The sequence below is a fragment of the Methylomonas sp. Kb3 genome (assembly GCF_002834115.1).
Taxonomy (GTDB): Bacteria; Pseudomonadota; Gammaproteobacteria; order Methylococcales; family Methylomonadaceae; genus Methylomonas; species Methylomonas defluvii.
The window spans coordinates 140,661-167,163 of the sequence record NZ_PIZT01000001.1 but is presented as its reverse complement, the minus strand read 5'-3'; the positions used below and the strand labels follow the sequence as shown (position 1 = coordinate 167,163).

The 26,503-nt window shown below is 51.9% G+C and carries 25 protein-coding genes, 1 tRNA gene and 1 riboswitch; of the genes, 11 read left to right on the top strand and 15 right to left on the bottom strand.

Annotated elements, in window-relative coordinates; all coding sequences use genetic code 11:
• The first annotated feature begins 399 nt into the window (after positions 1-399).
• Together argJ and CWO84_RS00840 are read left to right on the top strand one after the other, a co-directional pair.
• Entirely contained in the window at positions 400-1,614 is a 1,215-nt protein-coding gene (gene argJ / locus CWO84_RS00845) for a bifunctional glutamate N-acetyltransferase/amino-acid acetyltransferase ArgJ (RefSeq protein WP_101051502.1), read from the top strand.
• Between the two features lie 13 nt (positions 1,615-1,627).
• On the top strand, positions 1,628-2,572 hold the full coding sequence (locus tag CWO84_RS00840; RefSeq protein WP_101051501.1) for a Nudix family hydrolase: 945 nt from the start codon (positions 1,628-1,630) through the stop codon (positions 2,570-2,572).
• A 16-nt stretch (positions 2,573-2,588) separates the two neighbouring features.
• On the opposite strand, the gene yacG is transcribed toward CWO84_RS00840, so the two are convergent.
• From yacG to thiC, 7 genes are all read right to left on the bottom strand, one after another.
• Positions 2,589-2,792, bottom strand: a complete 204-nt coding sequence (yacG, locus tag CWO84_RS00835) for a DNA gyrase inhibitor YacG (RefSeq protein WP_101051500.1) — start codon at positions 2,790-2,792, stop codon at positions 2,589-2,591.
• Positions 2,792-3,565: a cell division protein ZapD gene (zapD, locus tag CWO84_RS00830; RefSeq protein WP_051669750.1), complete on the bottom strand. Its 774-nt coding sequence runs from the start codon at positions 3,563-3,565 to the stop codon at positions 2,792-2,794. The genes yacG and zapD overlap by 1 nt, the downstream gene beginning before the upstream one ends.
• Positions 3,562-4,173: a dephospho-CoA kinase gene (gene coaE, locus CWO84_RS00825; RefSeq protein ID WP_101051499.1), complete on the bottom strand. Its 612-nt coding sequence runs from the start codon at positions 4,171-4,173 to the stop codon at positions 3,562-3,564. The genes zapD and coaE overlap by 4 nt, the downstream gene beginning before the upstream one ends.
• Before the next feature lie 3 nt (positions 4,174-4,176).
• Entirely contained in the window at positions 4,177-5,043 is an 867-nt protein-coding gene (locus CWO84_RS00820) for an A24 family peptidase (RefSeq protein WP_101051498.1), read from the bottom strand.
• 73 nt (positions 5,044-5,116) lie between these two features.
• On the bottom strand, positions 5,117-6,334 hold the full coding sequence (locus CWO84_RS00815) for a type II secretion system F family protein (protein ID WP_101051497.1): 1,218 nt from the start codon (positions 6,332-6,334) through the stop codon (positions 5,117-5,119).
• Positions 6,335-6,336: 2 nt separating this feature from the next.
• Entirely contained in the window at positions 6,337-8,052 is a 1,716-nt protein-coding gene (pilB, locus tag CWO84_RS00810; RefSeq protein WP_033155841.1) for a type IV-A pilus assembly ATPase PilB, read from the bottom strand.
• 201 nt (positions 8,053-8,253) lie between these two features.
• Entirely contained in the window at positions 8,254-10,122 is a 1,869-nt protein-coding gene (gene thiC, locus CWO84_RS00805; RefSeq protein WP_033155840.1) for a phosphomethylpyrimidine synthase ThiC, read from the bottom strand.
• 32 nt (positions 10,123-10,154) lie between these two features.
• Positions 10,155-10,262: riboswitch (TPP riboswitch) on the bottom strand.
• A 195-nt stretch (positions 10,263-10,457) separates the two neighbouring features.
• Here thiC and CWO84_RS00800 point away from each other — a divergent pair.
• Positions 10,458-10,862, top strand: coding sequence for a hypothetical protein (locus CWO84_RS00800; RefSeq protein ID WP_033155839.1), 405 nt, complete (start codon positions 10,458-10,460; stop codon positions 10,860-10,862).
• Between the two features lie 4 nt (positions 10,863-10,866).
• Here CWO84_RS00800 and CWO84_RS00795 read toward each other — a convergent pair whose 3' ends face one another.
• Entirely contained in the window at positions 10,867-11,871 is a 1,005-nt protein-coding gene (locus tag CWO84_RS00795; RefSeq protein WP_051669748.1) for a polyprenyl synthetase family protein, read from the bottom strand.
• Positions 11,872-12,077: 206 nt separating this feature from the next.
• On the opposite strand from CWO84_RS00795, the gene rplU reads away from it, so the two are divergent.
• From rplU to proB, 4 genes are all read left to right on the top strand, one after another.
• A complete protein-coding gene (rplU, locus tag CWO84_RS00790; protein ID WP_033156113.1) occupies positions 12,078-12,389 on the top strand; it encodes a 50S ribosomal protein L21 in 312 nt (103 codons plus the stop codon).
• Between the two features lie 17 nt (positions 12,390-12,406).
• Positions 12,407-12,664, top strand: coding sequence for a 50S ribosomal protein L27 (gene rpmA / locus CWO84_RS00785; protein WP_020484554.1), 258 nt, complete (start codon positions 12,407-12,409; stop codon positions 12,662-12,664).
• Positions 12,665-12,745: 81 nt separating this feature from the next.
• Positions 12,746-13,804 (top strand): Obg family GTPase CgtA, encoded by a 1,059-nt coding sequence (gene cgtA / locus CWO84_RS00780; protein ID WP_033155838.1) that lies wholly within the window; start codon positions 12,746-12,748, stop codon positions 13,802-13,804.
• Complete coding sequence (gene proB, locus CWO84_RS00775) at positions 13,791-14,912, top strand: glutamate 5-kinase (protein WP_033155837.1); 1,122 nt, start codon at positions 13,791-13,793, stop codon at positions 14,910-14,912. Before cgtA ends, proB begins: the two co-directional genes overlap by 14 nt.
• A 43-nt stretch (positions 14,913-14,955) precedes the next feature.
• Here the strand turns inward: proB and apbC are convergent, their stop codons facing one another.
• Entirely contained in the window at positions 14,956-16,047 is a 1,092-nt protein-coding gene (gene apbC, locus CWO84_RS00770; RefSeq protein WP_101051496.1) for an iron-sulfur cluster carrier protein ApbC, read from the bottom strand.
• A gap of 258 nt (positions 16,048-16,305) precedes the next feature.
• Between apbC and CWO84_RS00765 the strand changes: the two genes are divergently transcribed.
• The gene (locus CWO84_RS00765; protein WP_033155835.1) at positions 16,306-17,643 is read left to right on the top strand and encodes a L,D-transpeptidase family protein; all 1,338 of its coding nucleotides are present in this window, start codon (positions 16,306-16,308) and stop codon (positions 17,641-17,643) included.
• Between the two features lie 13 nt (positions 17,644-17,656).
• Here CWO84_RS00765 and CWO84_RS00760 read toward each other — a convergent pair whose 3' ends face one another.
• From CWO84_RS00760 to CWO84_RS00745, 4 genes are all read right to left on the bottom strand, one after another.
• A complete protein-coding gene (locus CWO84_RS00760; protein ID WP_033155834.1) occupies positions 17,657-19,924 on the bottom strand; it encodes an EAL domain-containing protein in 2,268 nt (755 codons plus the stop codon).
• A complete protein-coding gene (locus CWO84_RS00755; protein WP_033155833.1) occupies positions 19,921-20,259 on the bottom strand; it encodes a hypothetical protein in 339 nt (112 codons plus the stop codon). The genes CWO84_RS00760 and CWO84_RS00755 overlap by 4 nt, the downstream gene beginning before the upstream one ends.
• A 583-nt stretch (positions 20,260-20,842) precedes the next feature.
• On the bottom strand, positions 20,843-21,091 hold the full coding sequence (locus CWO84_RS00750) for a hypothetical protein (RefSeq protein ID WP_033155832.1): 249 nt from the start codon (positions 21,089-21,091) through the stop codon (positions 20,843-20,845).
• 287 nt (positions 21,092-21,378) lie between these two features.
• The gene (locus CWO84_RS00745) at positions 21,379-21,780 is read right to left on the bottom strand and encodes a hypothetical protein (RefSeq protein ID WP_033155831.1); all 402 of its coding nucleotides are present in this window, start codon (positions 21,778-21,780) and stop codon (positions 21,379-21,381) included.
• A 259-nt stretch (positions 21,781-22,039) separates the two neighbouring features.
• Between CWO84_RS00745 and metG the strand changes: the two genes are divergently transcribed.
• The 3 genes from metG to CWO84_RS00730 all read left to right on the top strand — a co-directional run bounded on the left by metG (position 22,040) and on the right by CWO84_RS00730 (position 24,942).
• Entirely contained in the window at positions 22,040-24,109 is a 2,070-nt protein-coding gene (metG, locus tag CWO84_RS00740; protein ID WP_101051495.1) for a methionine--tRNA ligase, read from the top strand.
• Positions 24,110-24,139: 30 nt separating this feature from the next.
• Positions 24,140-24,712: an RnfABCDGE type electron transport complex subunit B gene (locus CWO84_RS00735; protein ID WP_101051494.1), complete on the top strand. Its 573-nt coding sequence runs from the start codon at positions 24,140-24,142 to the stop codon at positions 24,710-24,712.
• Between the two features lie 153 nt (positions 24,713-24,865).
• Positions 24,866-24,942, top strand: a tRNA-Arg gene (locus CWO84_RS00730).
• A gap of 145 nt (positions 24,943-25,087) precedes the next feature.
• On the opposite strand, the gene CWO84_RS00725 is transcribed toward CWO84_RS00730, so the two are convergent.
• Both CWO84_RS00725 and CWO84_RS00720 read right to left on the bottom strand, forming a co-directional pair.
• The gene (locus CWO84_RS00725; protein ID WP_033159547.1) at positions 25,088-25,837 is read right to left on the bottom strand and encodes an IS5 family transposase; all 750 of its coding nucleotides are present in this window, start codon (positions 25,835-25,837) and stop codon (positions 25,088-25,090) included.
• A 200-nt stretch (positions 25,838-26,037) separates the two neighbouring features.
• Positions 26,038-26,259, bottom strand: coding sequence for a hypothetical protein (locus CWO84_RS00720; RefSeq protein WP_101051493.1), 222 nt, complete (start codon positions 26,257-26,259; stop codon positions 26,038-26,040).
• Positions 26,260-26,503 lie beyond the last annotated feature (244 nt).

Below are 26,503 nucleotides of genomic sequence, written 5' to 3'. Positions count from 1 at the left end.
ATCCATCATCGCCGAGTAAAAGATGATGAAATTTGTTGCTTTTGAACAGAGTATCTACATTTGAATGTCGTGTTAAGGTTGATGCCACCAAGTGCATCTAAATTCCGGGATGGTTTTGTCCCGTATGCCGCGCCGAGCACCGGAGTTTTTATCGAGAATTGCCCGAAGGGGTGCGGCATGGATGCCGCACGTCGGCGGAGGGGCTGGGAAGCCCCTTCTGCCGACCCTCGATAAAAACTTCGGCGCGCAGGATCAAAGCGGCATCCGGGTGTCTTTTCTTTTGGGTACTTTTCTTTGGACAAGCAAAGAAAAGTACCTCGGCTGTCGGGCCGAGACCCGACACCCAAAAAATCCGTCGCGATAGCGACACAAATTTCAGGTCTTAATTAGGTTAAACAAATGGCAGTAGGACAAATCGACTTCCCCACCATGCATGCCGTTCCCGGCATCAAACTCGGCACCTGCAATGCCGGCATCAAACAAACCGTCCGCGACGATATTTTAGTAATAGAAATGGCGGAAGGCGGCAGTTGCGCGGCGGTGTTTACCCAAAATGCCTTTTGCGCGGCGCCGGTACATATCGCCAAAGCGCACTTATCGCAAAATCCGCGCTGGTTGCTGGTCAATTCCGGCAACGCCAATGCCGGCACCGGTAAACAAGGTCTGCAAGATGCGTTTGCCTGCTGCGCCAATCTGGCCGGCGAAGTCGAGGCCTTGGCACAACAGGTTTTGCCCTTCTCCACTGGCGTCATCGGCGAACCGCTGCCGGTGGAAAAGCTCACGGCAGCGTTGCCGAGCGCCGTCGCGAATTTGGCCGAAGCGCATTGGGACAAAGCCGCGCGCGCCATCATGACCACCGACACCTTCCCCAAGGGCGCTTCGATCATCATCAATATCGCCGGCCATCCGGTGACGATCACCGGCATTTCCAAGGGTGCCGGCATGATTCAACCCAATATGGCTACCATGCTGGGTTTTGTCGCCACCGATGCCCGTATCGAGCAATCCCTGTTGCAACAATGTTTGTCTGCGGCAGCGGAAAAATCCTTTAATCGTATTACCGTAGACGGCGATACCTCGACTAACGATGCTTGCGTACTATTGGCCAGCGGCAGTAGCGCAGCCCCGGAAATTTTGGCCGACAGCGCGGAGTATGCGACCTTCGCCGAAGCCGTGATGACGGTTTGCAAACGCCTGGCTGAACTGATTATTCGCGACGGAGAAGGTGCGACCAAGCTGATGCGCATCGTCGTCGAGCAAGCCCGCGATAGCGCGGAGGCGGTGCAAGTCGCCAAAACCATCGCCCATTCGCCCTTGGTGAAAACCGCCTTTTTCGCCAGCGACCCTAACTGGGGGCGGATTCTGGCCGCGGTTGGTCGGGCCGGGGTCGAAAACATGGACTTGGATAAAATCGAAATTTATCTGGGCACGGTGTGTATCGTCGAAAATGGAGGCCGAGCCCGCTCTTACACGGAACAAGACGGCCAGCGCGTGATGAATCAGGAGGAAATCGTCGTCACCGTCAGACTGGGACGCGGCGTGATTAGCGAGGAAGTGCTGACTTGCGATTTTTCCTACGATTACGTAAAAATCAACGCTGAATACCGTACCTAAGCGCGGAAAAAACATGTCCATCCCTAACCAGCGCCTGCATGTCGCGGTCGGTGTAATCCGCGACGGCGACGGCAGGATTTTGATTACCCAACGCGCCAAACACGCGCATCAAGGCGGCTTGTGGGAATTTCCGGGCGGTAAACTGGAAGCCGATGAACCGGTACAGCAAGCACTAGCCCGTGAGCTGGCGGAAGAAGTTGGTATTCAGGTAGAAACCGCAACACCGCTGATCAAAATCAACCACGATTATGGCGACAGGCATGTGTTGCTGGATGTTTGGAATGTCAGCGCCTTTGCCGGCCAAGCCAGAGGCTGCGAAGGTCAGGCGATGCGCTGGATTGATGCCGAGCAACTAAAGGAGTTTACCTTTCCGGCCGCCAACATCCCCATCATCGCCGCCGCGCAACTTCCGCATTATTACGCCATCCTGGAAGGCCGCAGCGCGACGGAAGCGCTAGACAATTGCCAACGGATTTTGGCAAACGGTGTCAAGCTGCTGCAATTTCGCGTCAAGTCTTTACCTATTGCCGATTTGCAAACTGTCTTCGAGCAGGTTTCTCAGCTTTGCCGGCAGCAACAGGTTAGCTTGCTGGTCAACGCCGATTTGCCTGTCGATACCACCAATGCGCGAGGCCTGCACCTGAGCAGCCGCGCCTTGCTGGCCTGTCATGAACGGCCAAACGGCTATCGCTGGGTAGCGGCATCGTGTCATAACCTTGATGAACTGAAACACGCGGAAGCGCTGGGCCTGGACTTTGCGGTTTTAGCGCCGATCCAAGCGACCGCATCCCATCCAGACGCCACGCCGCTAGGCTGGCAGGCTTTGAGCGAACTGCTCGAGTACATCAATTTACCGGTGTTTGCTTTGGGCGGTTTGGGTAGGCACGACCTGAACCGAGCCCTTGCCGCCGGCGCTCAGGGCATAGCCGGCATCAGCACCTTTTTAGCGACAGATTAGCCGGATAAAACCCGGCTTAGTAGGATTCGAAATCCGAATATTCGCCGTCTTCGTCAAGCAGTGGCGGACCGGGGATTTTATGGGCTTCGGTAGCCCAATCGCCCAAATCGATCATTTTGCAGCGCTCCGAACAGAACGGCTTGAATAGTTCGGCGGCTATCCAGGCGACCGGCTTGCGACAAGTGGGGCATGCCACCATAGTCGGGGTATTCGTGGTCATCAGAACATGCAGCGGGTCAAAGAAAATTCAATATCGTCCAACGTCTGGCTGGGCCGGTTTTCGTCCACCGATGGATTCATAAACCGGATGCTGAACCGATGCTTGCCGCCGCTGATTTCGGCAAAACACGGGGTGTCAGCCGCTAAGCCAACTCGAAGCAATTGCACCGGATGGTTTTTATTGTCCAGCGCCAATTGGAAAAATCCGGCCTTGGCAAGTTCCTGGGTGGGCACGCTGCTTTGCCGAATAAAACCCAGGATCAAATCGATCGCTACCCGAATGTCCACGAACGGTTGAGTCCAGCGTTCCAGATCTTTTTGTTGCTCGGCCTCATGCTGCTCCAGCCAGTAATGAAAGGCCGGCAAATCGAAGGAACAGCTGCCACCGGGGATGGAGTTGCGCTGCGAGATACTTTGAAACAAATCGCTTTCCATCACGCTGATGCCAATTTTGCCGTTCGCGCTATACAAATTACGGCTGGCTTGATTCAGCTCGAGCAGTATTTCCTGCAATTTCTCATCATCGACGCCATGGCTATGCGCCAGTTGATTCAGTACTTTGGTGTGCCTATCCAGCTCTTTGATCAACTCGGATTTCAAGTCGCTGCGGCTGAAGATCATCAAGATGTCGAGTAAAACCGAAATAGCGGCGCGTTTATCGAAAACCGAAGCGCCCAACATGAAGTGACTGAGCTGTTGAAAGAGTTGCTCCAAGCGCATAAACACCCGAATTCGTTCATTGAGAGGGAATTCGTAGATAGTTTGTGTATTCAAGCCGATTGTGTCCTGACGGTGGCTAATAAAGTGTAGGAATTGTGCAGTCTTTTAACCTGTTCTGCAAGTTGCTCCGGGCCCGCGATATTCTCGATGACATCGTCCGCTTTGCTTAAACGTTCTGGCCGCGACATCTGACTGTCGATGATGGCTTGCACTTGCTGGCGAGTGAGTTTATCGCGCGCGGTAACCCGTGCTATTTGCAAATCCACCGGGCAATCGATCAATAAAACCCGATCCACGACATAAGGATTTTTCGACTCGAGCAGCAGCGGCACGGCAATAATGCAATAGTCGGCCGTTAACTCGCGGACATCCTCCGCGATCTTCCCGTACACCAAGGGATGCATGATGCCATCCAATTCACGCTTTTTGTCCGCATCAGTGAATACCGCATCGCGCAGTCTGGCGCGATTCAAGCTACCGTCCTGGTTAAGCATCTGTTGCCCAAAAGATTTAGCGATCAGCGACAGAACAGGCTGCCCCGGCTCGACCAACTGTCGGGCAATCAGATCTGCATCGACAATAGGAACGCCAAATTCGGCAAACAACCGGCAAACCGTGGATTTACCGCTGCCTATGCCGCCCGTCAGACCAATCTTCAGCATCGCCTACAAACCGGCAGTATGCAGATATAAGGCATTCAGCTCCGGTCCGAACAACATTGCCAACCAGCCGGCCATGGCCAGATAAGGCCCGAAGGGTATCGGTTTGCCGGCATCGCGCTTGCCGAATACGATCATCGCGATACCGATGACCGCACCCACCAAAGATGACAGAAGAATGATCAGCGGCAGATATTGCCAGCCCAGCCAGGCCCCGAATAGTGCCAGCAGTTTGAAATCGCCGTAGCCCATCCCTTCCTTGCCGGTCAGCAATTTAAAAAGTTGATAAACGCTCCACAGGCTCAAATAGCCTGCCACCGCGCCGATGATCGCGTCGTGGCTATTCGTGTATATATCAAACAGGCTTAACAACAGGCCCAGCCACAGCATCGGCAGCGTGATCGAATCCGGTAATAATTGCTGATCGATGTCGATAAAACTCAATGCGATCAAACACCAAGTCAGAGGTAATGCAAACGCTAAAGCCCAACCGTAACCGAAATGCCAAGCCACCACGGCCGAACATAAACCGGTAAACGCTTCGATAAGCGGGTAACGGATGGCGATTTTCACCCCACAATGTGCGCATTTGCCGCCCAACAACAGGTAACTGATGACCGGAATGTTTTGATAGGCTTTGATTTCGGTTTTGCACGACGGGCAATGCGAGGCCGGCAACATCAGGTTGAACACTTCGCTTGCTTCATCCTGCGGGAGCTGCAAATATTCTCGGCATTCGCGCCGCCAACCCGTCTGCATCATGACCGGCAAACGGTAGATAACCACGTTTAGGAAGCTGCCGACCAGAAGGCCCAGCACGCAAACGACGCTGATCAGAAACAGCGGATAGTGTTGTAGAGTGGCAAAAACCATGGGGAAGAGAGAATATCCGTAATTCGGCCCCGGCACTCGGCGCAACGATAAAGAGTACCGGGGAGTAGCAAAACTAAATAGCCGCGCCCAGCTTGAAGATAGGCAGATACATCGCGACGATCAAACCGCCGACCAAAATGCCCAGGATCACCATGATGATAGGCTCCATCAAACTGCTCAAGTTATCGACCAGGTTATCCACTTCTTCTTCGTAAAAGTCGGCTACTTTGTCCAGCATCGCATCAATGGAACCAGACTCCTCGCCGATTGCCACCATTTGCACCACCATATTCGGAAACATGCCGGTGGTCTCCAAAGCAAACTTCAATTGCTGGCCGGTGGAAACGTCGTCGCGCACAGCCATCACCGCTTCGTAAAATAAAATATTGCCGCAAGCCCCGGCCACCGAAACCAGTGCTTCAACCAAGGGTACGCCAGCCGCAGACATGGTGGACAGTGTTCTGGCAAAACGAGCGATGGCCGATTTTTCCAGAATCATCCCGACAACCGGGATTTTCAGCAAAGTTTTATCGAGAAAATGGTTAAACGCCTTCGAGCGCTTTTTAAAATAATTGAACACGTAAGCGGTAATGGCGATCACGCCAATCACCGCCCACCACCATTCCTGCACCCACGCCGACAATTCAATTACAAATTGGGTAAATGCCGGTAGGTCGGCACCAAAGCCTTTAAACAAATCCTCAAACACCGGCACCACGAAAATCAGCAAAATCGCGGTGACGATAAACGCTACGACCAGCACAGCAACCGGGTAGGTTAACGCTTTTTTGACCTTCTTCTTGATCGATTCGGTTTTTTCTTTGTAGGTGGCAATTTTGTCCAGCAGTGTTTCCAGTACACCAGCATGTTCGCCGGCCTCGACCAGATTACAGAACAGGGCATCGAAATACAGTGGCTTACGGTTCAAGGCCTGCGCCAAGGTGTCGCCGCCCTCCACGTCGGCCTTTATCGATAACAGCATTTCCGACATGCTTGCGTTGTCGTGCCCCTTGCCGATAATGTCGAATGACTGCACCAACGGCACCCCGGCCTCCAGCATAGTCGCCAACTGCCTGGCGAACACCGCGATGTCGCCGGGCGTGATTTTCTGCACTCTGGCACCGAACAAGGGCTTGGACTTGGCTTTGATACCGATGACCCGAATGCCCATCCGCCTTAATTCGGTGCGCGCAATGACCTCGCTCTTGGCGCTGATGGTGCCTTTGGTTTTCTTGTTTTGCCTATCGAAACCGTCCCAATTGAACTCGATTTGTTCGTCTTGCTTTGCCATGATTATTCCTTGGTGACCCGGTCAATTTCTTGCAGCGAGGTGACGCCTTGCTTAATTTTTAACAGCCCCGACATTCTTAAATCGTTGATTCCTTCACTTTTCGACAATTCCGCCATTTGCATGGAATTACCGCCGTTCAAAATCAGCGCACGCATTTTTTCGGTGATAGGCATTACCTGGTAGATCCCTACCCTGCCCTTGTAACCGTTATTGCAATGTTCGCAACCCACCGGACCGTAGACTTTAAACGTACCGATTTCCTCCTGCTTAAACCCGGCCGACAGCAAGGTGCTTTCCGGATAATCAACTTCTTGCTTACAATGCTCGCATAAGCGCCGCGCCAGCCGTTGCGCCATGATCAAAATCACCGCCGAAACAATATTGAACGGTTCTATGCCCATTTGCACCAAACGGTTGATGGTTTGCGGCGCATCATTGGTATGCAAGGTAGACAACACCATGTGACCGGTTTGCGCCGCCTTGACCGCGATACTGGCGGTTTCCAGGTCGCGAATCTCGCCAACCATGATGATGTCCGGGTCTTGCCGCAAAAACGCCCGTAGCGCTTCGGCAAAGGTCAGGCCGGCCTTGGGATTGACATTGACTTGGTTGATGCCTTCCACGGTGATCTCTACGGGATCTTCGGCGGTGGAAATATTGGTTTCGATGCTGTTCAGAATATTCAGCCCGGTATACAGCGACACGGTTTTACCGCTACCGGTCGGCCCGGTAACCAGCACCATACCGTAAGGCTTGTGGATCGCCTCCAGAAAATTTTTCTGCTGCTCGGGTTCGAAGCCGAGTTTCTCGATACCAATTTGCGCACTGGTCGGATCGAGAATCCGCATTACCACTTTTTCACCGAACAACGTCGGGCAGGTGTTTACCCGAAAATCGATGGCCCGGTTCTTGGAAATCTGCATTTTGATCCGGCCGTCCTGCGGCACCCGCCGTTCGGCAATGTCCATTTTCGACATGACTTTCAGCCGAGAAATAATCCGGTTGGCAATGCCCACCGGCGGACTAGCCACCTCCGATAAAATACCGTCGGCCCGAAAACGGATACGAAACTTTTTCTCGAAAGGCTCCAGGTGTATATCCGAAACGCCGCGTTTGATCGAGTCCAGCAGGATTTTGTTCACAAAACGGACGATAGGCGCGTCATCAATATCCGAGCCTATTGCTTCGTCGGCCGGTTTGCTGTCGTCGCCTGCGGAAATATCGATATTGTCCAGATCGTCGTCCAACAGATCCTTCATCGACGTATCGGCAGCCTCCAGCGCCGTGTCTATCATGCGGATCAGCTTGTCTTCTTCAACCAGAATATTTTCGGTATTGTGCCGGGTATGAAACTTGATCTCGTCCAGCGCCTGAAAATTGGTCGGATCGGCGGTGGCGACAAACAAGCGGTTGCCGCGCTTGAATAAAGGTAAGGCATGATGCTGGCGAATCAATTTCTCGCTGACTAGTTTGATCGGCAAGAATGAAGGGTCTATGGCATCCAGATCGAAAAACGGCACACCAAACTCCGCCGAAGCCAGCGTAGCCACGGTTTTGCTGTCCGCATACTTATGTTCCACCAAATAGCTGATAAACGCTTGTTTACGCTTCTGCGCCTCCTGCAAACAGGTCGCCGCCGATTCCTCGGTCAACAAACCTTTCTGAATCAGGCATTTGACCAAGCCGCTGAAATGGATGTTAGAGGGTGCTGTCGCCATGAAAAAAAGTCTGGATTGGTTTTACTGCAACTAAGTGCTGCAACTATAGATGAAGTAAGGATTTTATCCAAACTCATCAAGCCATGCCCAAGACTTTAACATGGTTATATTGGCATGCCGCCAAGCGCTGTTTTTAAGCTAGCGATCATTTGGAACGGCCGGCGGTGCCAAGAACAGCACCGCCGACGAATAGGACAAGAATCAGATTTCGTGATAAATCGCAGCACCTTCTTCCAGGAACTGCTTGGATTTTTCTTCCATACCAATTTTCAAGGCCTCGGCTTCTTCCAGACCTTTTTGCTCGGCGTAATTGCGCACGTCCTGGGTGATTTTCATCGAGCAGAAATGCGGACCACACATCGAGCAAAAATGCGCGACTTTTGCGGAATCTTTCGGCAAAGTTTCATCATGGAAAGAGCGGGCTTTTTCGGGATCGAGCGCCAAGTTGAACTGGTCTTCCCAGCGGAATTCGAAGCGCGCCTTGGACATGGCGTTATCGCGGATCTGCGCGCCGGGGTGGCCTTTGGCCAAGTCGGCGGCGTGGGCGGCGATCTTGTAAGTGACGATGCCTTCGCGCACATCCTGCTTGTTCGGCAGACCCAAGTGTTCTTTTTGGGTCACGTAGCATAGCATTGCGCAGCCATACCAACCGATGTTGGCGGCGCCGATCGCCGAGGTGATGTGGTCGTAGCCGGGGGCGATGTCGGTGGTCAGTGGGCCCAGGGTGTAGAACGGCGCTTCGTAACAATCTTCCAATTGCTTGTCCATGTTAACCTTGATCATTTGCAACGGCACATGTCCGGGGCCTTCGATCATGGTTTGTACGTCATGTTTCCAGGCGATTTGCGTGAGTTCTCCCAGGGTTTCCAGTTCGCCGAATTGCGCTTCGTCGTTGGCGTCGTAAATCGAGCCCGGACGAAGACCGTCACCCAATGAGAACGACACGTCGTAAGCCTTCATGATTTCGCAGATTTCCTCAAAGTTGGTGTAAAGGAAACTTTCGGTATGGTGAGCTAGACACCATTTGGCCATGATGGAGCCGCCACGCGAAACAATGCCGGTGAGACGCTTGGCGGTTAAAGGCACGTGATGTAGGCGTACCCCGGCATGGATGGTGAAGTAATCCACGCCCTGCTCAGCTTGTTCAATCAGCGTGTCGCGGAAGATTTCCCAAGTCAGTTCCTCGGCTTTACCATCGACTTTTTCCAGGGCTTGGTAAATCGGCACCGTGCCGATAGGCACCGGCGAATTGCGCAAGATCCATTCGCGGGTTTCGTGAATGTTCTTGCCGGTCGATAAGTCCATGATGGTGTCAGCACCCCAACGGATGCCCCACAGCATTTTCTCGACCTCTTCTTCGATAGAAGACGTCACGGCAGAGTTACCTAGGTTACCGTTAATCTTGACCAGGAAGTTGCGGCCGATAATCATCGGCTCTAATTCGGGATGGTTGATGTTGGCCGGGATAATCGCACGGCCTCTGGCAACTTCGGAACGGACAAATTCTGGCGTGATAAACGACTGAATGTTCGCGCCGTAGGAAAAACCGGGATGCTGACCTTGGTAACGGTCGCGCATTGCTTCGAGATTTTGGTTTTCGCGGATAGCGATGTATTCCATTTCCGGGGTAATGATGCCTTTGCGGGCGTAATGCATCTGGCTGACATTGTGACCGGACTGGGCGCGGCGCGGGTTTCGGGTCAATTCGAAACGCAGGTGCGCGGTTTTCGGGTCGTGTAAACGCTCGTGACCATACTTTGAGGTCGGACCTTTCAATAATTCTGTGTCACCGCGCTCCGCAATCCAGTTACCACGAATCGAACCCAAGCCTTTATGTAAATTCACATCCACATTCGGATCAGTGTAAACCCCGGAGGTGTCGTAAACATAAATCGGTGGGTTTTTTTCCGCACCGAAGTGGGCCGGCGTATCCGACATGCTGATCTTACGCATCGGCACTTGAATATCCGCACGACTGCCCTGGATATAAATTTTCTCGGAAGCGGGGTAGGAATCGATTCTTACACTACTACCGGTGTCGGTAGTAATCTCATTGCGGACAGCGCTCATGCTTATCTCCAAAATCTCAATAAATCGCAAGCGCAGGGAAGATAGGGCTTTCCTACGCCGGTGTTAACCGGTTCAGGTTCGAAGGGTTTTTCTCAGCTTTCCGGGCTTGCATACAGCGGAAAGCACCCCTAGCCTTTCAGGTGACTTGCTAAGTTAAATGATAATCGAGCCAATTGCAAGCGCAGCGCCAAGCTCCCAAGGCGCAAAAAGCTTATAAAACAATGGGTTTTAAAGCTCATCAATCCCTCCCGGCGCTCTTGCTATCATAAGCATTCACAGCCAAACCAGAGCATATGCCGCCGCAGCAATCAACGCACTAAAAAACAGGAGAAAACATGGCATCCCAAAAAAAGCAAAGCAAACGCCTGCTCAACGACATAGAGGACTCAGTAAATCAGTTAGTATTTTTGACCAGCGATTTAAGCTTGCTTGCAGACACAAACAAACTGGCGCTAAACCTAAAAACAAACATCGAGACATTAAACCGCCAATTAGCCGGCTTAAAAAAGGCAGAATTTAACGCCACCCTGGCAGAATCGGAGATACTGGAGATATTGGACGAGCTAATCGATAGCGATCCGATCAGCACACTGGAACAACGACTGTTTGCAGCTCATGCTGATCAAGAATCGGGCGAAGTAGGCGAGTTTTTCCAACAGTTGCTCGATAAAATCGAAAAACTGTATTCGCCGCTACTATCGTCCATCCAGCAACTAACTGCGATGCCGGATAAGCTGTAAACGCTCAGTGACTGCGCTGCACCGAGAAGCGCGCCAACTCTTCAAGAGCCTGTTTGTAATCGGAATCAGGCAGGCATTGTAGTGCGGCAATCGCCTTCGCAGCGGCCCTGTCCGCACATTGCTCTGTGTATTCTATGGCGTTGGTGGCCTTAACTACTTCATAGACATCGTTAAACGCCTCGCGCGAACCTTGCCGGATCGCATCGACCACAATTTTAGCCTGCTGCTCGTTCCCGTGCTGGATGGCATAGATCAACGGCAAGGTAGGCTTACCTTCAGCCAGGTCGTCACCCAAGTTTTTACCCAGTTCTTCGCTATTGGCTTTGTAATCCAATGCATCATCTATCAACTGAAACGCCACACCCAATTGCTGACCATAAACCGCCAACGCTTCTTCCGTAGCCGAGTCTGTCGCTGAAACGACTGCCGCCAAGCGCGTGGCGGTACTGAACAAAATGGCAGTTTTGCGAGCAATAACTTCCAAATACCGGGCTTCGCTGGTCTCCGGATTGTTGCAATTTAACAATTGCAACACCTCACCCTCGGCAATCGCGGTGGTGGTTTTGGACATAATGGCCATCACCCGCATGTTATCGGTGCGGACCATCATTTCGAAGGCACTGGAGTACAAATAATCACCTACCAGCACGCTAGCCGCGTTGCCCCACACCGCATTCGCCGACTCCTTGCCGCGCCGCAGAGCCGATTCGTCGACCACATCGTCGTGCAACAACGTCGCGGTATGGATGAATTCGATCACTGCTGCCAAAATCAGATGATGGTCATCAACCTTGCCCAAGGCTTTTGCCGCCAACAGCAAAAGCATCGGTCGTAATCTTTTTCCGCCATTACCGATTATGTAATGCCCAATTTGATTAATCAGCACAACATCGGAACTCAGTTCCTCTAAAATCAACCGGTCGACGGCTTGAGTTTCCGCACTGGTTAAATTTTTGATGGAATCGAAGTCTATAGTGACTGACGCTGGCGTTGAAACTTTAGCTATCATGTGATGTTGTGAACTTGTCGCTCGTTAGCGTATAACGTGAATAACCGGTCATGCTATGAAGAATACTGATTAGTGTCAATAGTACTCCCCGCATAGACCTGTTAGACAGCAGGCTTCCCCTGGAATTTTAGTTTGACTGTGACTTAAATAAAAAATATAATCCTCTGTTCACTATTAACAGATTATGCTTGATGGAGCTTACGCTGATGTATGCGGTAATTCAAACAGGTGGTAAACAGTATCGGGTCGCAGAGGGTACTACCTTAAAAATAGAAAAACTTGAGTTGGGCGCAGGCGACAGCGTAGAGTTCGACAAAGTACTGATGGTCCAATCCGGCGACTCCGTAAAAGTAGGTCAGCCATTTGTCGAAGGCGGCAAAGTGACTGCAACCGTGGTTTCCCAGGGCAGACACAAAAAAGTCAGAATCATTAAATTCAGAAGACGTAAGCACCACATGAAACAAATGGGGCATCGTCAATACTACACAGAAATCCAGATTACTGGCATTTCTGCTTAATATAACGAGGATAAGAAATGGCTCATAAGAAGGCAGGTGGTAGTACTCGTAACGGCCGCGACTCTCAGGCTCAGCGCCTCGGTGTCAAACGTTTCGGTGGTCAAGTGGTTAAAGCCGGCAACATTCTGGTCCGTCAACGCGGCACCCAGTTTCACCCTGGCACCAATGTCGGTATCGGCAAAGACCACACCTTGTTTGCAACAGTCGATGGCAAAGTGGTTTTTGAAGAAAAAGGTCCTAAAAACCGCAAATACGTCAGCATTGCAGCAGCGTAAATTTCTTGGCTGTGCTGATTGGCACAACTGAAAAGAAAAGCCTCGTTTTCAGCGGGGCTTTTTTGTTTATACCGGTAGATTATGAGATTTGTTGACGAAGCGGAAATCCGCGTAGAAGCAGGCGACGGCGGCAATGGCAAAGCCTCATTTCGCCGTGAAAAGTATATTCCCTTGGGCGGCCCGGACGGCGGCGACGGCGGCGACGGCGGCAGCGTTTATCTGGTAGCTACCGAGAACGTTAACACTTTGGTGGATTTTCGCTATCACTCGGTACATCGAGCCCAACGCGGACAGAACGGCGGCAGCCGCGATTGCACCGGCAAGAAAGGCGACGACTGCTTCGTCCCGGTCCCACCCGGCACCATTGTTTACGAAGCCGAAACCGGCGAAAAAATCGGCGATCTAACCAAACCCGGTCAGCAACTATTAGTCGCCAAAGGCGGATTCCACGGCCTCGGCAACACCCGCTTCAAAAGCAGCGTCAATCGCGCGCCCCAACAAACCAGCAAAGGCTCTGCAGGCGAGCACCGGATGTTGCGCCTGGAATTAATGGTCATCGCCGATGTTGGCTTGCTAGGCATGCCCAATGCCGGCAAATCCAGCCTGATTCGCACGGTCTCTTCCGCACGCCCCAAAGTCGCGGACTACCCATTCACAACCTTACACCCCAACCTGGGCGTCGTGCGTGTCGATGATTTACGCAGCTTCGTCATCGCCGATATCCCCGGCGTCATCGAAGGCGCTGCAGAAGGTGCAGGCCTTGGCTTGCAGTTTTTAAAACATCTATCCAGAACCGGCTTGTTGTTACACATCGTCGACATCGCCCCCTACGAAAGCGACGAAACGCCAGTGAGCGCTGCGCGCAAAATCATCCACGAAGTGGAAAAATGGAGCGATGACCTGTCCAGCAAGCCACGCTGGCTGGTATTGAATAAGATCGACAATGTGCCTGACGACGAAGTCGAGCAACATTGCCAAGCCATCGTCGAAGAACTTGATTGGACCGGTCCGGTATTCCTGATTTCCGCCTTAAAAAATCAAGGCACGCAGGCACTGATGTACGCCATCATGGACTTTCTCGACCAACAAAAGGCCGAGCAGGATCAGCAAGCACAGGAGCCGCGCCATGAGCCGTTCTGAGTTTTCGCAAGCCCAGCGCATTGTCGTCAAAATCGGCAGCTCACTGCTAACCGACGGCGGGCGCGGCCTCAATAAACAGGCCATCGCCGGCTGGGTCGCGCAAATGGCCGCCCTCAAACGCCAAGGCGTCGACGTGGTATTGGTATCGTCCGGCTCCGTTGCGGAAGGCATGTCCCGCTTAAAGCTAAAAACCCGCCCGAAAACTCTGCATGAATTGCAAGCCGCCGCATCAGTAGGGCAAATGGGCTTGGTCAGACGCTTTGAAGATGAATTTCAAATACACGGTCTGCTGGCCGCTCAAGTATTGCTGACCCATGACGACCTTTCAGACCGCCAGCGTTACCTGAATGCCCGCAGCACTTTACTCACGCTGCTGGATTTCGGTGTCGTGCCGGTCATCAATGAGAACGATGCCGTCGCTACCGAAGAAATCCGCTTCGGCGACAACGATACCTTGGGCGCGCTGGTTGCCAATTTGGTAGAAGCCGATTTGCTGATCATTCTTACCGACCAAACCGGCTTATTCGACGCCAACCCTAGCCTGAACCCAAACGCTCGGCTGATTTCCAGCATTAGCGTCAACGAAAACCTGCTTGACGAAGTTGCCGGCGGCAGCATCAGCGGCCTGGGACGTGGCGGCATGTACACCAAAGTCCGGGCCGCCAGACTGGCCGCGCGCTCTGGAGCAGCGACAGTGATCGTATCCGGCAAAATTGACAACGTCATCCACGCGGTATTCGACGGCAATGATTTAGGTACTTATTTAATACCCAACATTGCACCACTGGTGGCGCGCAAACAATGGCTGGCAGGGCAATTGCAACTGAAAGGCCGTGTGGTATTGGACGATGGCGCGGTAAAAATCCTGAAAGATGCCGGCAAAAGCCTGCTGGCAGTCGGCGTAAAGGCCGTACACGGTTCGTTTAAACGTGGCGACCTGGTGTCTTGCCTGGATTTACAAGGCAACGAAATCGCCCGCGGCTTAATCAATTACGGCGCGGACGACACCAATAAAATCGCCGGCAAACCCAGCAGCGAATTCGAAACCTTGCTGGGCTACGCCGACGAAGACGAACTTATCCATCGAGATAATTTAGTGTTGGTCTGAAACCAGGCGACTTAGCTGCTCGCCAAGTCGCCTGCCATCAAGCTCAAGTATTCTGGATAACAATATTCGGAAACCGGCCGCTGTAATCCCGCGCGCGCATCGCCAACTTGGCGGCCATTTTCCGGGCAATCGCTTTGTAGATTTGCGCCGGCCGGCCATCCGGATCGGCCACCACTGTAGGCCTGCCGCTATCGGCGTACTCGCGAATCCGTATATCCAACGGCAAAGACCCCAGCAAATCCAGCTTATTCTTGACCGCCATCGCCACGCCACCACCTTGGCCGAAAATCGCTTCTTCATGCCCGCAATTACTGCAAATATGCACACTCATATTCTCCACTAGCCCCAATATCGGCACGTTGACCTTTTCGAACATCCCCAAGCCGCGTTGTGCATCGATTAGCGCAATATCCTGTGGCGTGGTCACGATCACCGCGCCGCTGACCGGAATCTGTTGCGCCAGCGTTAGCTGAATATCGCCGGTACCGGGCGGCAGATCGATAATCAGATAATCCACATCCTGCCATTGCGTTTGATTCAACAATTGTTGCAATGCCCCGGTAACCATCGGGCCACGCCAGATCATAGGCTGGTCCGGGTCAATCAAATAGCCTATGGAAATGGTCTGCACACCGAACGAGATTTTCGGCAACATGCTTTTGCCGTCCGGGCTATCGGGCTTACCGGACAAGCCCAGCATGGTCGGAATGCTGGGGCCGTAAATATCGGCATCCAGAATACCGACATTGGCGCCTTCCGCCGCCAAGGCCAGAGCAAGATTCACGGAAGTGGTGGACTTGCCCACCCCGCCCTTGCCGGAGGCCACCGCGATGATGTTTTTCACATTCGGCAAGGTTTTCAGCGCCTTTTGCACCGAGTGCGAAACGATATTGAAACTGACCGACACATCCAGTTTGCCAACGTCCGGCAAAGTTTGCAGACGCTGTGTTACCGCCCCCTTCAGTTCTTCAAGATAACTTTTAGCGGGGTAACCCAACTCGATAACGACGCTGACATCATTGCCATCCACACTGATTTTCTTAACGGATTTTGCCGACACCAAATCGGTTTCCACATTCGGATCGATAAAGTGTTTAAGTAAATTTTCGACAGCCGTTTTGTCAATGCTCGCCATGCGGAACTCCGAAGTAAGGGGAAATAATAACCAAGCAAAATAGTGTGAATATGATAACACCTTAAAAGGACGCCATTAAATCCGCCCCATTATTAAAAAATAGTTTTCTCTTGCAGAATAATGCTTTATCGTAACGACTTAACAATTAGCCTTAATAGTTAATTCTTAATTAAGACTTAATGCCGCCTTCATCTGATTTTAATTTGGATCGCTTACCTTCAACCATCCGCTCCGTCACTATCTGCGCCTATCATAAACATGTCAGCAGTCATTCAAAACCGTACTGTTTTACCGATACCGCTAGTCTTCGTTGTGGCAGTCGTCAGCGCCTTGCTTAGCGGTTGCCAAAGCATACCGTTGTTTTCCGACAACCAACCGGAACACATAGTCTGGAACTCCAAACCGGACAGTATTGCCAGTCATGAGTTTAACCTGAGCAGCGGCCAAGGCATGGTCGGTACGCTAGCCAGTATCAACAGCCGCGAAAACGATACGCTGTCCGACATCGGCCGCCATTACGGCTTGGGTTACAACGACATTACCATCGCCAATGCCCATCTCGATCCATGGACCTTGCCCGCCGAGCAAACAGTGTTGCTGCCATTGCGTTTCGTACTCCCAGACGCTCCGCGCAAAGGCATCGTGTTGAATCTGGCGAATATGCGCATGTTCTATTACCCCAAAAATCAAGCCAATACCGTACTGACTTATCCAGTCGGCATTGGCCGCCAAGGCTGGAACACGCCGTTAGGACAAACCCAAATTGTCGCAAAAAAGGCCAATCCGGACTGGACGGTGCCGGAATCGATTCACCGCGAACATCAGGCATTAGGGGACCCTCTACCAAAAGTGATACGTTCCGGCCCGGACAACCCTTTGGGCAGCTACGCCATGCCCTTGGGTTTCAGCGGCTATTTGATCCACGGCACCAACAAGCCTTACGGGATTGGTTTACAAGTCAGTCACGGCTGCGTGCAGCTATATCCTGAAGATATAGAAGTCCTATTCAACAAAGTAGAAGTCGGCACCCCGGTTCGTATCGTCCACCAGCCCTACATGGCAACCTGGCAAGATGACATGCTTTATCTGGAAGCCCATCGACCCCTAGACAAATGGGAAAAACAACAAAAACAGCTGCAAAAAGACATTCGGAAAAAATTGCAACAACTAGCATCCGAAAAGCAAGCAACGGTTGATTGGAGTAAAGTTGAGCGCATCTTGCAACGTGCCGACGGCGTCCCCACTCCAGTACTACCCGGCAGTGCGGATCTACCCGAATTAACAGCGGATGCGGTGCAACTTGCCCATCCTGAGCAATTCTACGGCCAACCGGTCATCAACGAATTGAGCGACAGCGACTGGTCCATTCTGGCCGCCAGCTTCGAAAATGAGACCGACGCCCAAAAGCTGGCAGCCATGCTCAATCACCAAGGACCGCCGATTCCTGCCCGAAAAATTGCCAAAGATGGTGGCTTTCAAGTGGTTGCCGGACCGTTTAAGAACAAGAAAGAAGCCAAAACCGTAGCGCAACGCATCAAGCAGAATTTCGACATGGACGTTAAAGCCATCGATCCGAAACAGGCTGCAAGAAACTAAGTGCGGCCAGGACTTATTGCCGGCCCAGCAAGGACTGCCGCAACAAGGCCGACGCCTGCTCGGCCGGCACGGGTTTGCTGAAAAAATACCCTTGTCCGTAATTGCACTGCTGTCCACCCAAAAAATCCAACTGACTCTGATCTTCGACGCCTTCGGCCACCAGTTCCAGCTTCAACTGGCCCGCCATGGCCGAAATAGCCGACACAATCGCTCTATCGTTGGCGTCGGTGCAAATATCCTTCACGAACGATTTATCGATTTTTAAGGTATCGAGCGGAAAACGTTTCAAATAACTGAGCGAAGAATAACCGGTACCGAAATCATCCACCGAAATCCGCACTCCCAGCTGCTTGATCTGATTCAGCGTGTCCAGCGTCGTATCCAGCTTATGCATCAAGATGCTTTCGGTAATCTCTAACTCCAACAACTCCGGCGAAAGCTCGGTTTCTTTCAGCACATCCAACACTACATCCAGCAGCTGACGCTGATCTTGGAAACGGTGAAACTGCCGTCCGGACAAATTGACCGCAATTCGAATCGGCATACCGGCCAACTGCCAGGCCCGTGCCTGTTTGCATGCAGTTCGCAATACCCAAGCCCCAATTGGCACGATCAGCCCGGTTTCTTCAGCCAAGCCGATGAATTGATCCGGCATGACGATACCCATGGCGTGATTGTGCCAACGAATCAAGGCCTCCATACCGATGATGCAACCGTTATCGATTTTCACCTGCGGCTGATAGTGCAATACAAGTTCGCCCAACTCCAAGGCCTGACGCAAATGATGCTCGAGCTTCAGATAATGCTGAGCGGCGCTGTTCATTTCCGGGGTAAAAAACTGATAATTATTTTTGCCCAATTTTTTGGCGTGATACAAAGCAGAGTCGGCCTGCGCCAGCAATTCGTCGAACGAAAGCGAATTATCCGGATAAATACTGATACCAATACTGGCCCTTGAATAGATTTGATGCTGTTGAACCTGTAAAGGCTCGTTCAAGGCATGTAATATCTTGATGGCCACTTTGGCGGCATCCAGACTATCTGCAATATTGGGCAGCATAATAATAAACTCATCCCCGCCCATCCTGGAGGGCGTATCGCCTTCCCTCAAACAACCGGAAATTCGCTTGGCAACAGCTCTGAGTAATTCATCACCCACGGCATGCCCAAAGGTATCGTTGATCGCCTTGAAATTATCCAGATCGAGAAATAGAAACGCGATAATGCCTTGCCTGCGCTGCGCTTGCGTAATGAACTGCAACGCTCTATCGGTTAACAAAGTCCGGTTCGGCAACTCGGTAAGCGCATCGAAATGGGCAATATAATCCAGGCGTTGCCGTGCGCGTTTCACTTCCTCAATTTCACGGGCATTATCGATTACTAGCGACAACGAATGCGCAAAACTCAACGCCAACTCTTCATCGTTCTTGGTAAACAGCTCACCACTGTATTTATCGCTGAGATAGATACGCCCATACACCCGGCCTTGATGAGAAATAGGCACCGCCAATAAGGATGTCATCTGCGGATGATGCGGTGGAAAGCCGGCGCTGCGCGAGTCCTTGCCCATATCCGCAAGCCTCAAGGAGACGTTTTCCTCAATGACTACCCCCAACAAGCCCCTCCCCTCAGGTAAATGACCTATTTGCTGAGCTTGCTCGTCGCTGATACCGGCATAAATAAACTCCGTCAACGCGCCGCCGTTGTCAACTATCCCAATAGCACCATAACGAGCATCCAACAAATTACAAAGCGCATCAATGCCGGCCTGCAATAACTCGGTTTCGATTGATGTATGGGCCAACACCCCCAGCAAGCTGCGCGCAGCGTCGTTCAATGCGGCCAGACGCCCAACCCAAACCACCGTTTGCTCGTGGTTGGTTTCCGCCGCAATTTTAAGGCGCATAGTCTCTTTCAGCAGCAGTCGCTCACGGTTCAGCAGAACTTCCAAAATACTTTGCCGGGTAACCACGCCGACGAATTGACCTTTGTTGAGCACAGCCAAGGCTCCCAGCTGATTTTCATCCATCAGACATAGCGCTTTGCGGACGCCAAGCTTGGGAGCGACACTAAGCATAGGCCGATGCTCGACCAAATCTGCAAAAATCCAATTGGGATGTTTTGATATATCGTGATCGGTGGCCAAACCGCAAAACTCTTCCACCGGTGCTTCCCGAAAAACGGCAAAAACGATATTGCGCTCAACGCTGCAAGGCCGCTCCTCCTCCATAACCCGACGAACGTGCGGCCATAAACAATCGCCAACCGCCAGTTGTTTCATAACTTGGTATTTAGCTGAACGGAAATATCCATCTCCGCATGCAATATTTCATCGGCACTCATCAAGGGCTTTATCTGAGTCAACACGAAATCGATTAACGCAGCCTTGCTGATACGTTTTAGCAAGCTCTGTCTTACCAAAAGATCACTGATCACATCGTCATCAAACTCAATATGCTCAAACGGCGCTTTTACCAATAGTTCGATTGCCCGGCGCATGGCGATGCAGCCAATCGGAGACTCCTTGCCTAACACCAACATATCTTTTAACGGCGGAATAGCGTATTCGCCCAAGTTGGCAGAAATATGAATTTGATTTTGGCTGGCTTTGTACATGGTCTAATGGCCGAATTATCTGACAAATTGAAAGGTTAATTTAGCAGATTTTCAGTTTTGAGAATTATTTCAGTAGCAGCCGACGCTAGCTCAGAGACTTCACTTGCCGCTCGACCACGTGCTATGGAAATGAAGAAAGGAAGGACTTAAAAGTTACCGCTAAAATCATGCGCTTTAGCGACTATTCATCCGCAGCGACTAAAGAAAGCACTCGGAAAGAGGGAATTTGCATTGCGTTTGCCGGCTTGCCTAATTAGACGACAGCTGTCAACTAAGCACGCCGGTAAACGCTATCCGGACAATCGATTAAAGGAGGTTGCCCGGTCACAAAACAGGCGGCAGTGACCGCCAAAAACAATTATCTCGGTTCAAACCAAACCGCTCAAAACCTCTATCAAACCGACTCTTAAACTCCCTGGATTCGTCATTCCCGAGAAGGTCGCAACCGTTAAAGAATTCTCAGCGAATCCGGGATAGCCGCTGGGCTCCCGCCTTGGCGGGAGCGACGATATGTAAGAATTGGATTAATCGTTTCGTAAAGTCTTGGCCGGCAAGTTGTCGAACCGAATAGGTTCAACGGGTATCAGTTGCCACCTTTGAAGGTAATTTCCAGCGCGTGCAAGGCATTAGCGCAATTAGCGCTGCCTTGAATAGCCGGATCATCGTGACAAGCTTGGTTTTGGGTACGCGCCTCTTTAATGTTGGCCACATACCAAGCGACGGTTTTGACATCCTCGCCAGCCGCTTCATTAGCATTAGTAACATTCAACGCCGTGGTCAAACCCAGCGCGGCAACGGCAGCGGCTATTATCATCATGTGTGCTTTTTTCATAAAAACTCCTTGGCTTCTCGATTATCGGGGGGAACGATTAACGCCCATGCAAACCCGCATGAGCTGGCGATAATCTAGCAAAGAATCCTAACGTTTAAAATGTGGCCGATTGCCGCGCGACAATATGTCTCTACAGTGCGGCATATCACACAATTTTGCACAAAAAGCCCTAAATGCGGCTGACAAAAAGCGTTAATAACAAATGGCCGCAAAACACAGCGGGACAGCCCAGGCAGGTTTGTTGGAGAAAAGACGGCGCAATAAGCCAAAGCCATTGCGCCAGGGATTTATTTGATTTTGACCAGTTCCTTACCATTGCTGGAGAAACTGCAGATACCGGCTGCGAAATAAGTACATTCGTCCGATTGCTCCAGCTTGGCACCGTTAGGCGTCAGATGAATTTTCACGGAGCAAGAGCGCGCTTCGCCCTCAATGTGCTTTTTCAAGACCAATTCGTTTTCACCAACACTTTTAGCCTCATCGGATACCGTTGCGGAACAGGCGTGCTTGCCGGCCTCATCGGGATTGGGTTCGAAATCCACATCCACCGTGGCGTTAATGTCTTTACCCAAGGTCGTAATCTTCAAATGCTGTACATGATTGCCGTCGCGCAACAGATAATGGTCAGTAGCCGCCGCCGCAGTACCGGAAGCCAGCATCGCGATGGCCAGAAACAACGTTTTTCTCATGATGTTACCTCTTCTTATAAGTTTAAGTGATTCAAAAAGGGCTAAGGCCGATCCGACTTTAAGTATGCCATGCCGGACGGTATAGCTCTTAAGCTGGAGGCTTGGTTGGGATTGTACCTTACTGATCCCTATTACCAAACATCCCTAGCCCCCGCATCAGAGTAACGCGCCGGCAATCGGCAAACCGCTGCCCAAACCATGAAAGCCCTGGCGATTTATGCCATAATCCGCCCTCATTTTCCCAGGCTGTTTTAACCCCATGTCTAACCGAAAAATCCTTGTTACCAGCGCCTTACCGTATGCCAACGGCCCTATCCACTTGGGCCACCTTGTCGAATACATTCAAACCGACATCTGGGTGCGGTTCCAGAAACAACGCGGGCACAATTGCTACTACGTCTGCGCCGACGACACCCACGGCACGCCGATCATGCTTAGAGCCGACAAGGAAGGCATTACCCCGGAACAACTGATCGCCGACGTGGAAAAACAACATCGCGCCGATTTCCAGGAATTTGGTGTTGCTTTCGATCAGTACCACAGCACCCATTCGCCGGAAAATAAAGAATACTCCGCGCTGATCTACAAACGTCTGCGCGCCGGCGGCCATATCAGCCAACGCAGCATCACCCAGGCTTACGATCCGGTGAAAAATATGTTCCTACCGGACCGTTTCATCAAGGGCGAATGCCCGAAATGCGGCGCGGCCGACCAATACGGCGACAGCTGCGAAGCCTGCGGCGCCACCTATTCGCCCACAGAACTGAAAAACGCCGTCTCCGCCATTTCCGGCGAGCGCCCCATCGAAAAAGATTCCGAGCATTACTTTTTCGAACTGGGCCATTTCGCCGAGATGCTGCGCGATTGGACCACCGCAGGCCACTTGCAACCGGAAGTCAGCAACAAGATGGCGGAATGGCTGGAGAACGGCCTGCAGCAATGGGACATTTCCCGCGATGCGCCGTATTTCGGCTTCGAAATTCCGGACGCGCCAGGCAAGTATTTCTACGTTTGGCTGGATGCACCGATCGGTTACATGGCCAGCTTCAAGCACTTCTGCGACCGCCAAGGCCTGGACTTCGACCAGTTTTGGCAAAAAGACAGCACCACCGAGCTGTACCATTTCATCGGCAAGGACATCATTTACTTCCACGCCCTGTTCTGGCCGGCCATGCTGCACGGCGCAGACTTTAGAACACCCAGCGCGATCTTCGCCCACGGCTTTTTAACCGTCAACGGCGAGAAAATGTCCAAATCGCGCGGCACCTTCATCAAGGCCCGCACCTACCTGGACCATCTGAACCCGGAATATCTGCGCTATTACTTCGCCGCAAAACTCAGCGCCGGCGTCGATGACATCGACTTGAACTTCGACGATTTCAGCCAGCGTGTCAATTCCGACTTGGTCGGCAAAGTGGTTAATATCGCCAGCCGTTGCAGCGGCTTCATCGCCAAGCGTTTCGACGGCCTGCTTTCGGCGGAATGCGCCGAACCGGCACTATTCCAACAGTTTGTCGACGCTAACAGCACGATTGCCGATTTATACGAAAGCCGCGAGTTCGGCAAAGCGATGCGGGAAATCATGGCGCTGGCCGACAAGGCCAACCAATATATCGACGAGAAAAAACCCTGGCTAATCGCCAAGGAAGAAGGCAAAGACGCCGAGTTACATGCCGTGTGCAGCATGGGCGTGAATCTGTTTCGGATGCTGGTAGCTTATCTGCGCCCGGTGATTCCGACGCTGGCAAACAACGCCGAAAGCTTTTTGAACATCCCGGCGCAAAGCTGGCCGAGCGATGCTCAACCGCTGCTCGACCATAAAATCAACAGCTTCGTACCGTTGATGACCCGCGTAGAGCCGGACAAAATCGCCGCGATTGTGGAAGCCTCCAAAGAAAATCTGGAAAAGACGCCACCGGTTGTAGCCAAGCCAGGCAAACAAGCTGCCGCAGTGGAAAACAATCCCGAGCAAGTAGCAAAAGCGATAGCCGAGCCGATTGCTGAAGCGATAGAGATCGAAGACTTTGCCAAAATTGATTTGCGCATCGGTCGCATCGTCAAAGCCGAATCGGTGGAAGGCGCCGAAAAGCTGCTGCAACTGACGGTGGATTTGGGGACCGAAACCCGCAATATCTTCGCCGGCATTAAATCGGCCTACGCCCCGGAAGAACTGGAAGGCAAATTGACTGTGGTAGTGGCCAATCTAAAGCCGCGCAAAATGCGCTTCGGCACCTCCGAAGGCATGGTGTTGGCGGCTGGACCCGGCGGCAAAAACATCTGGGTGCTGTCGCCGGACCAAGGCGCGCAACCGGGCATGCGGGTTAAATAAAGCAAGAGGCCGCAAGACAGCTTATTGGTCATGAGCGAGCAACACGAGGCATCTCTAGCCGTACAGATCGACGCGCTGCTACCGCAAACCCAGTGCCGCAAATGCGGTTACCAGGGATGCCGGCCGTATGCGCAAGCTATCGCAAACGGTGAAGCCGACATAAACCAGTGTCCGCCGGGCGGTGACCAGGGTGTCCGTCTACTGGCGGATTTCCTGAACGTCCCCGCCAAACCGTTGAATCCGGCGTTCGGTATGACGCAGCCTTTGCAAGTGGCCGTAATCGACGAGGCAAATTGCATAGGCTGCACCAAATGCCTGCCGCCTTGCCCCACCGACGCCATTCTCGGTGCATCTAAGCAGATGCATACCGTCATCGCCACCTTATGCACCGGTTGCGAATTATGCATCGCCCCCTGCCCGGTCAACTGCATCAGCATGATCCCGGCAAACGCCCAATGGACCGCCGCTAATGCGGACCAATCCAGACAGCGCCACCAAGCCAAAAACCGGCGGCAAGCCAAAGCGGAAGCGGAAAAGTCCGAACGGCTGAATCGGCAAAAACAGCTGCTGGCGAAACTTAATAAAGGAACAACCGCTGTTTAAGCCAGGATTGGCAATGACTTTAACGGCATTTAATCTTATAATGACGCGCTTACCCGATTCGGCCCAGTGGCCGATACGTATCCTGAAAAGAAATCCTCTTAGGTTTTCAGGATTAAGGTAAAAAGCCTAAACCGCTTGAATGCAAATCACATAGCGCCCGTAGCTCAGCTGGATAGAGCGCAGCCCTCCGGAGGCTGAGGCCAGAGGTTCGAATCCTCTCGGGCGCGCCATTTGACATGTTTCCCACCCTATCTTGACTCTGCGTGCGATGGTGCTGAGAGGCCTCTAGTAGCAAATAGTCTTTTGCCATGCCCGGCAAATCCGCTTCCGAAACCCTGATCAAATGGGCATTTAATATTAGGGGCTGTTGCCGTTTTACATGGGTAACCAAATAAAAGCGCAGGCCAAAGCGACAACGCCTTCAAAATTGCGTTTCAATTTGTCATATCGCGTCGCGATGGCTCTGAAATGTTTCAATCGCGCAAAGACATTTTCAACGAGGTGGCGATATTGGTAGAGGCACCAATCCATTCCGTCATTCCCGACGATTGAATTTTGTTTTCTAGGAATGATAGGGACACTCCCTTTCTCTCGAATTTGAATCCGTAGAGGTTCACTGTCATAGCCTTTGTCAGCGACCGTGTAGTCAGCCAAAGGCAGTTTAGCCACTAATTCCGGCGCTTCTTTGCAGTCATGGACTTCACCACCGGTGATCGAGAAATGAATAGGCAGCCCACAGGCATCAACGGCCATATGGATTTTCGTGGTGTTACCCGCAACGGATTTCCCAATCGCGGCATCCTGTTCATGAGCCGCACCACTACTATGCTGATGCGCTTTCACGATACTGCCGTCAATAAAGGTCCATTCCAAATCCGGTGCCACAACCAGGCCTCGAAAGATGCCCATCAGTTTTTCTTGCAGTGACCACGCATTAAACCGTTTGTAGACTGCATTCCACTTACCAAACGTGGCAGGCAGGTCTCGCCAGGGGCAGCCGACTCGCATGCGATAAAAAATCCCTTCTACCGTTTGCCTGAGCGAAGGCTTGTCATAAATCCCCAGGCTTAACAGGATGGCTTTGAATTTATTCCAGTATGCATCCGTAAACATTTGTCGCGGCATAGCTCACTTGTCTTCTGATTGAAAAATCAATCAATGAGGCAGAGCCGTTCGATTTCAAGGCTATCGTTTCAAAATGGCAACAACCCCTAGCCTGCCCCTTAACGTCTCTGGAGTCGCCATACCCGCGAAAGCAGAAATCCAAAAAGCTGCTGGGCTATGGTCATAGCTGGAAAATCGATACTTAAAGACTAATAAACAGGCTAATCCGGATTGAAGTCACTCAAGGCGTTTTCAAGTTCCTCCAACAGGGTCTTTAACACTTCGGCTTCTTGAAGCAAATGGCTATTTTCTTGGCGGACGGCTGGCCCCGGAACGGTTTCCGCCTTAATGCTTGATTTATCCGCTGCCGATTTAGCCGGCATATCGGTTAACAATGCTTCAAGCCCGCGGCCCAGGCCGCGTTTGGGTGGAATATTATTCATATCAATTTAATGACAACAACAAATCCGCAGCACTTGCGGCCGCTTAAGGCCATCATCTCCAGCGCATAGACCCTGGTAACTTCGGCGAAGTGTTGCTGCAACATCAAATAAACTCCTCTTCTAATCACGGGGAACCGAGCCAATACAAACTGGGGCAACGAATACCGGAGAACCTCCATTTCGCCGGCGAACAAGGCATTTTAGCAATTTCCCTGCCGGCAAGCCGATCAGAAATAGCGGTTTT

Bases quoted from the DNA above. Each gene is read 5' to 3' on its own strand.
- CWO84_RS00840 (WP_101051501.1), top strand. From the start codon at position 1,628: ATGTCCATCCCTAACCAGCGCCTGCATGTCGCGGTCGGTGTAATCCGC.
- rpmA (WP_020484554.1), top strand. From the start codon at position 12,407: ATGGCTCATAAGAAGGCAGGTGGTAGTACTCGTAACGGCCGCGACTCT.
- coaE (WP_101051499.1), bottom strand. From the start codon at position 4,173: ATGCTGAAGATTGGTCTGACGGGCGGCATAGGCAGCGGTAAATCCACG.
- CWO84_RS00750 (WP_033155832.1), bottom strand. From the start codon at position 21,091: ATGAAAAAAGCACACATGATGATAATAGCCGCTGCCGTTGCCGCGCTG.
- argJ (WP_101051502.1), top strand. From the start codon at position 400: ATGGCAGTAGGACAAATCGACTTCCCCACCATGCATGCCGTTCCCGGC.
- CWO84_RS00820 (WP_101051498.1), bottom strand. From the start codon at position 5,043: ATGGTTTTTGCCACTCTACAACACTATCCGCTGTTTCTGATCAGCGTC.
- proB (WP_033155837.1), top strand. From the start codon at position 13,791: ATGAGCCGTTCTGAGTTTTCGCAAGCCCAGCGCATTGTCGTCAAAATC.
- metG (WP_101051495.1), top strand. From the start codon at position 22,040: ATGTCTAACCGAAAAATCCTTGTTACCAGCGCCTTACCGTATGCCAAC.
- CWO84_RS00720 (WP_101051493.1), bottom strand. From the start codon at position 26,259: ATGAATAATATTCCACCCAAACGCGGCCTGGGCCGCGGGCTTGAAGCA.
- cgtA (WP_033155838.1), top strand. From the start codon at position 12,746: ATGAGATTTGTTGACGAAGCGGAAATCCGCGTAGAAGCAGGCGACGGC.
- CWO84_RS00745 (WP_033155831.1), bottom strand. From the start codon at position 21,780: ATGAGAAAAACGTTGTTTCTGGCCATCGCGATGCTGGCTTCCGGTACT.
- pilB (WP_033155841.1), bottom strand. From the start codon at position 8,052: ATGGCGACAGCACCCTCTAACATCCATTTCAGCGGCTTGGTCAAATGC.
- CWO84_RS00725 (WP_033159547.1), bottom strand. From the start codon at position 25,837: ATGCCGCGACAAATGTTTACGGATGCATACTGGAATAAATTCAAAGCC.
- apbC (WP_101051496.1), bottom strand. From the start codon at position 16,047: ATGGCGAGCATTGACAAAACGGCTGTCGAAAATTTACTTAAACACTTT.
- CWO84_RS00735 (WP_101051494.1), top strand. From the start codon at position 24,140: ATGAGCGAGCAACACGAGGCATCTCTAGCCGTACAGATCGACGCGCTG.
- CWO84_RS00755 (WP_033155833.1), bottom strand. From the start codon at position 20,259: ATGTACAAAGCCAGCCAAAATCAAATTCATATTTCTGCCAACTTGGGC.
- thiC (WP_033155840.1), bottom strand. From the start codon at position 10,122: ATGAGCGCTGTCCGCAATGAGATTACTACCGACACCGGTAGTAGTGTA.
- CWO84_RS00760 (WP_033155834.1), bottom strand. From the start codon at position 19,924: ATGAAACAACTGGCGGTTGGCGATTGTTTATGGCCGCACGTTCGTCGG.
- CWO84_RS00800 (WP_033155839.1), top strand. From the start codon at position 10,458: ATGGCATCCCAAAAAAAGCAAAGCAAACGCCTGCTCAACGACATAGAG.
- CWO84_RS00795 (WP_051669748.1), bottom strand. From the start codon at position 11,871: ATGATAGCTAAAGTTTCAACGCCAGCGTCAGTCACTATAGACTTCGAT.
- rplU (WP_033156113.1), top strand. From the start codon at position 12,078: ATGTATGCGGTAATTCAAACAGGTGGTAAACAGTATCGGGTCGCAGAG.
- CWO84_RS00815 (WP_101051497.1), bottom strand. From the start codon at position 6,334: ATGGCAAAGCAAGACGAACAAATCGAGTTCAATTGGGACGGTTTCGAT.
- yacG (WP_101051500.1), bottom strand. From the start codon at position 2,792: ATGACCACGAATACCCCGACTATGGTGGCATGCCCCACTTGTCGCAAG.
- CWO84_RS00765 (WP_033155835.1), top strand. From the start codon at position 16,306: ATGTCAGCAGTCATTCAAAACCGTACTGTTTTACCGATACCGCTAGTC.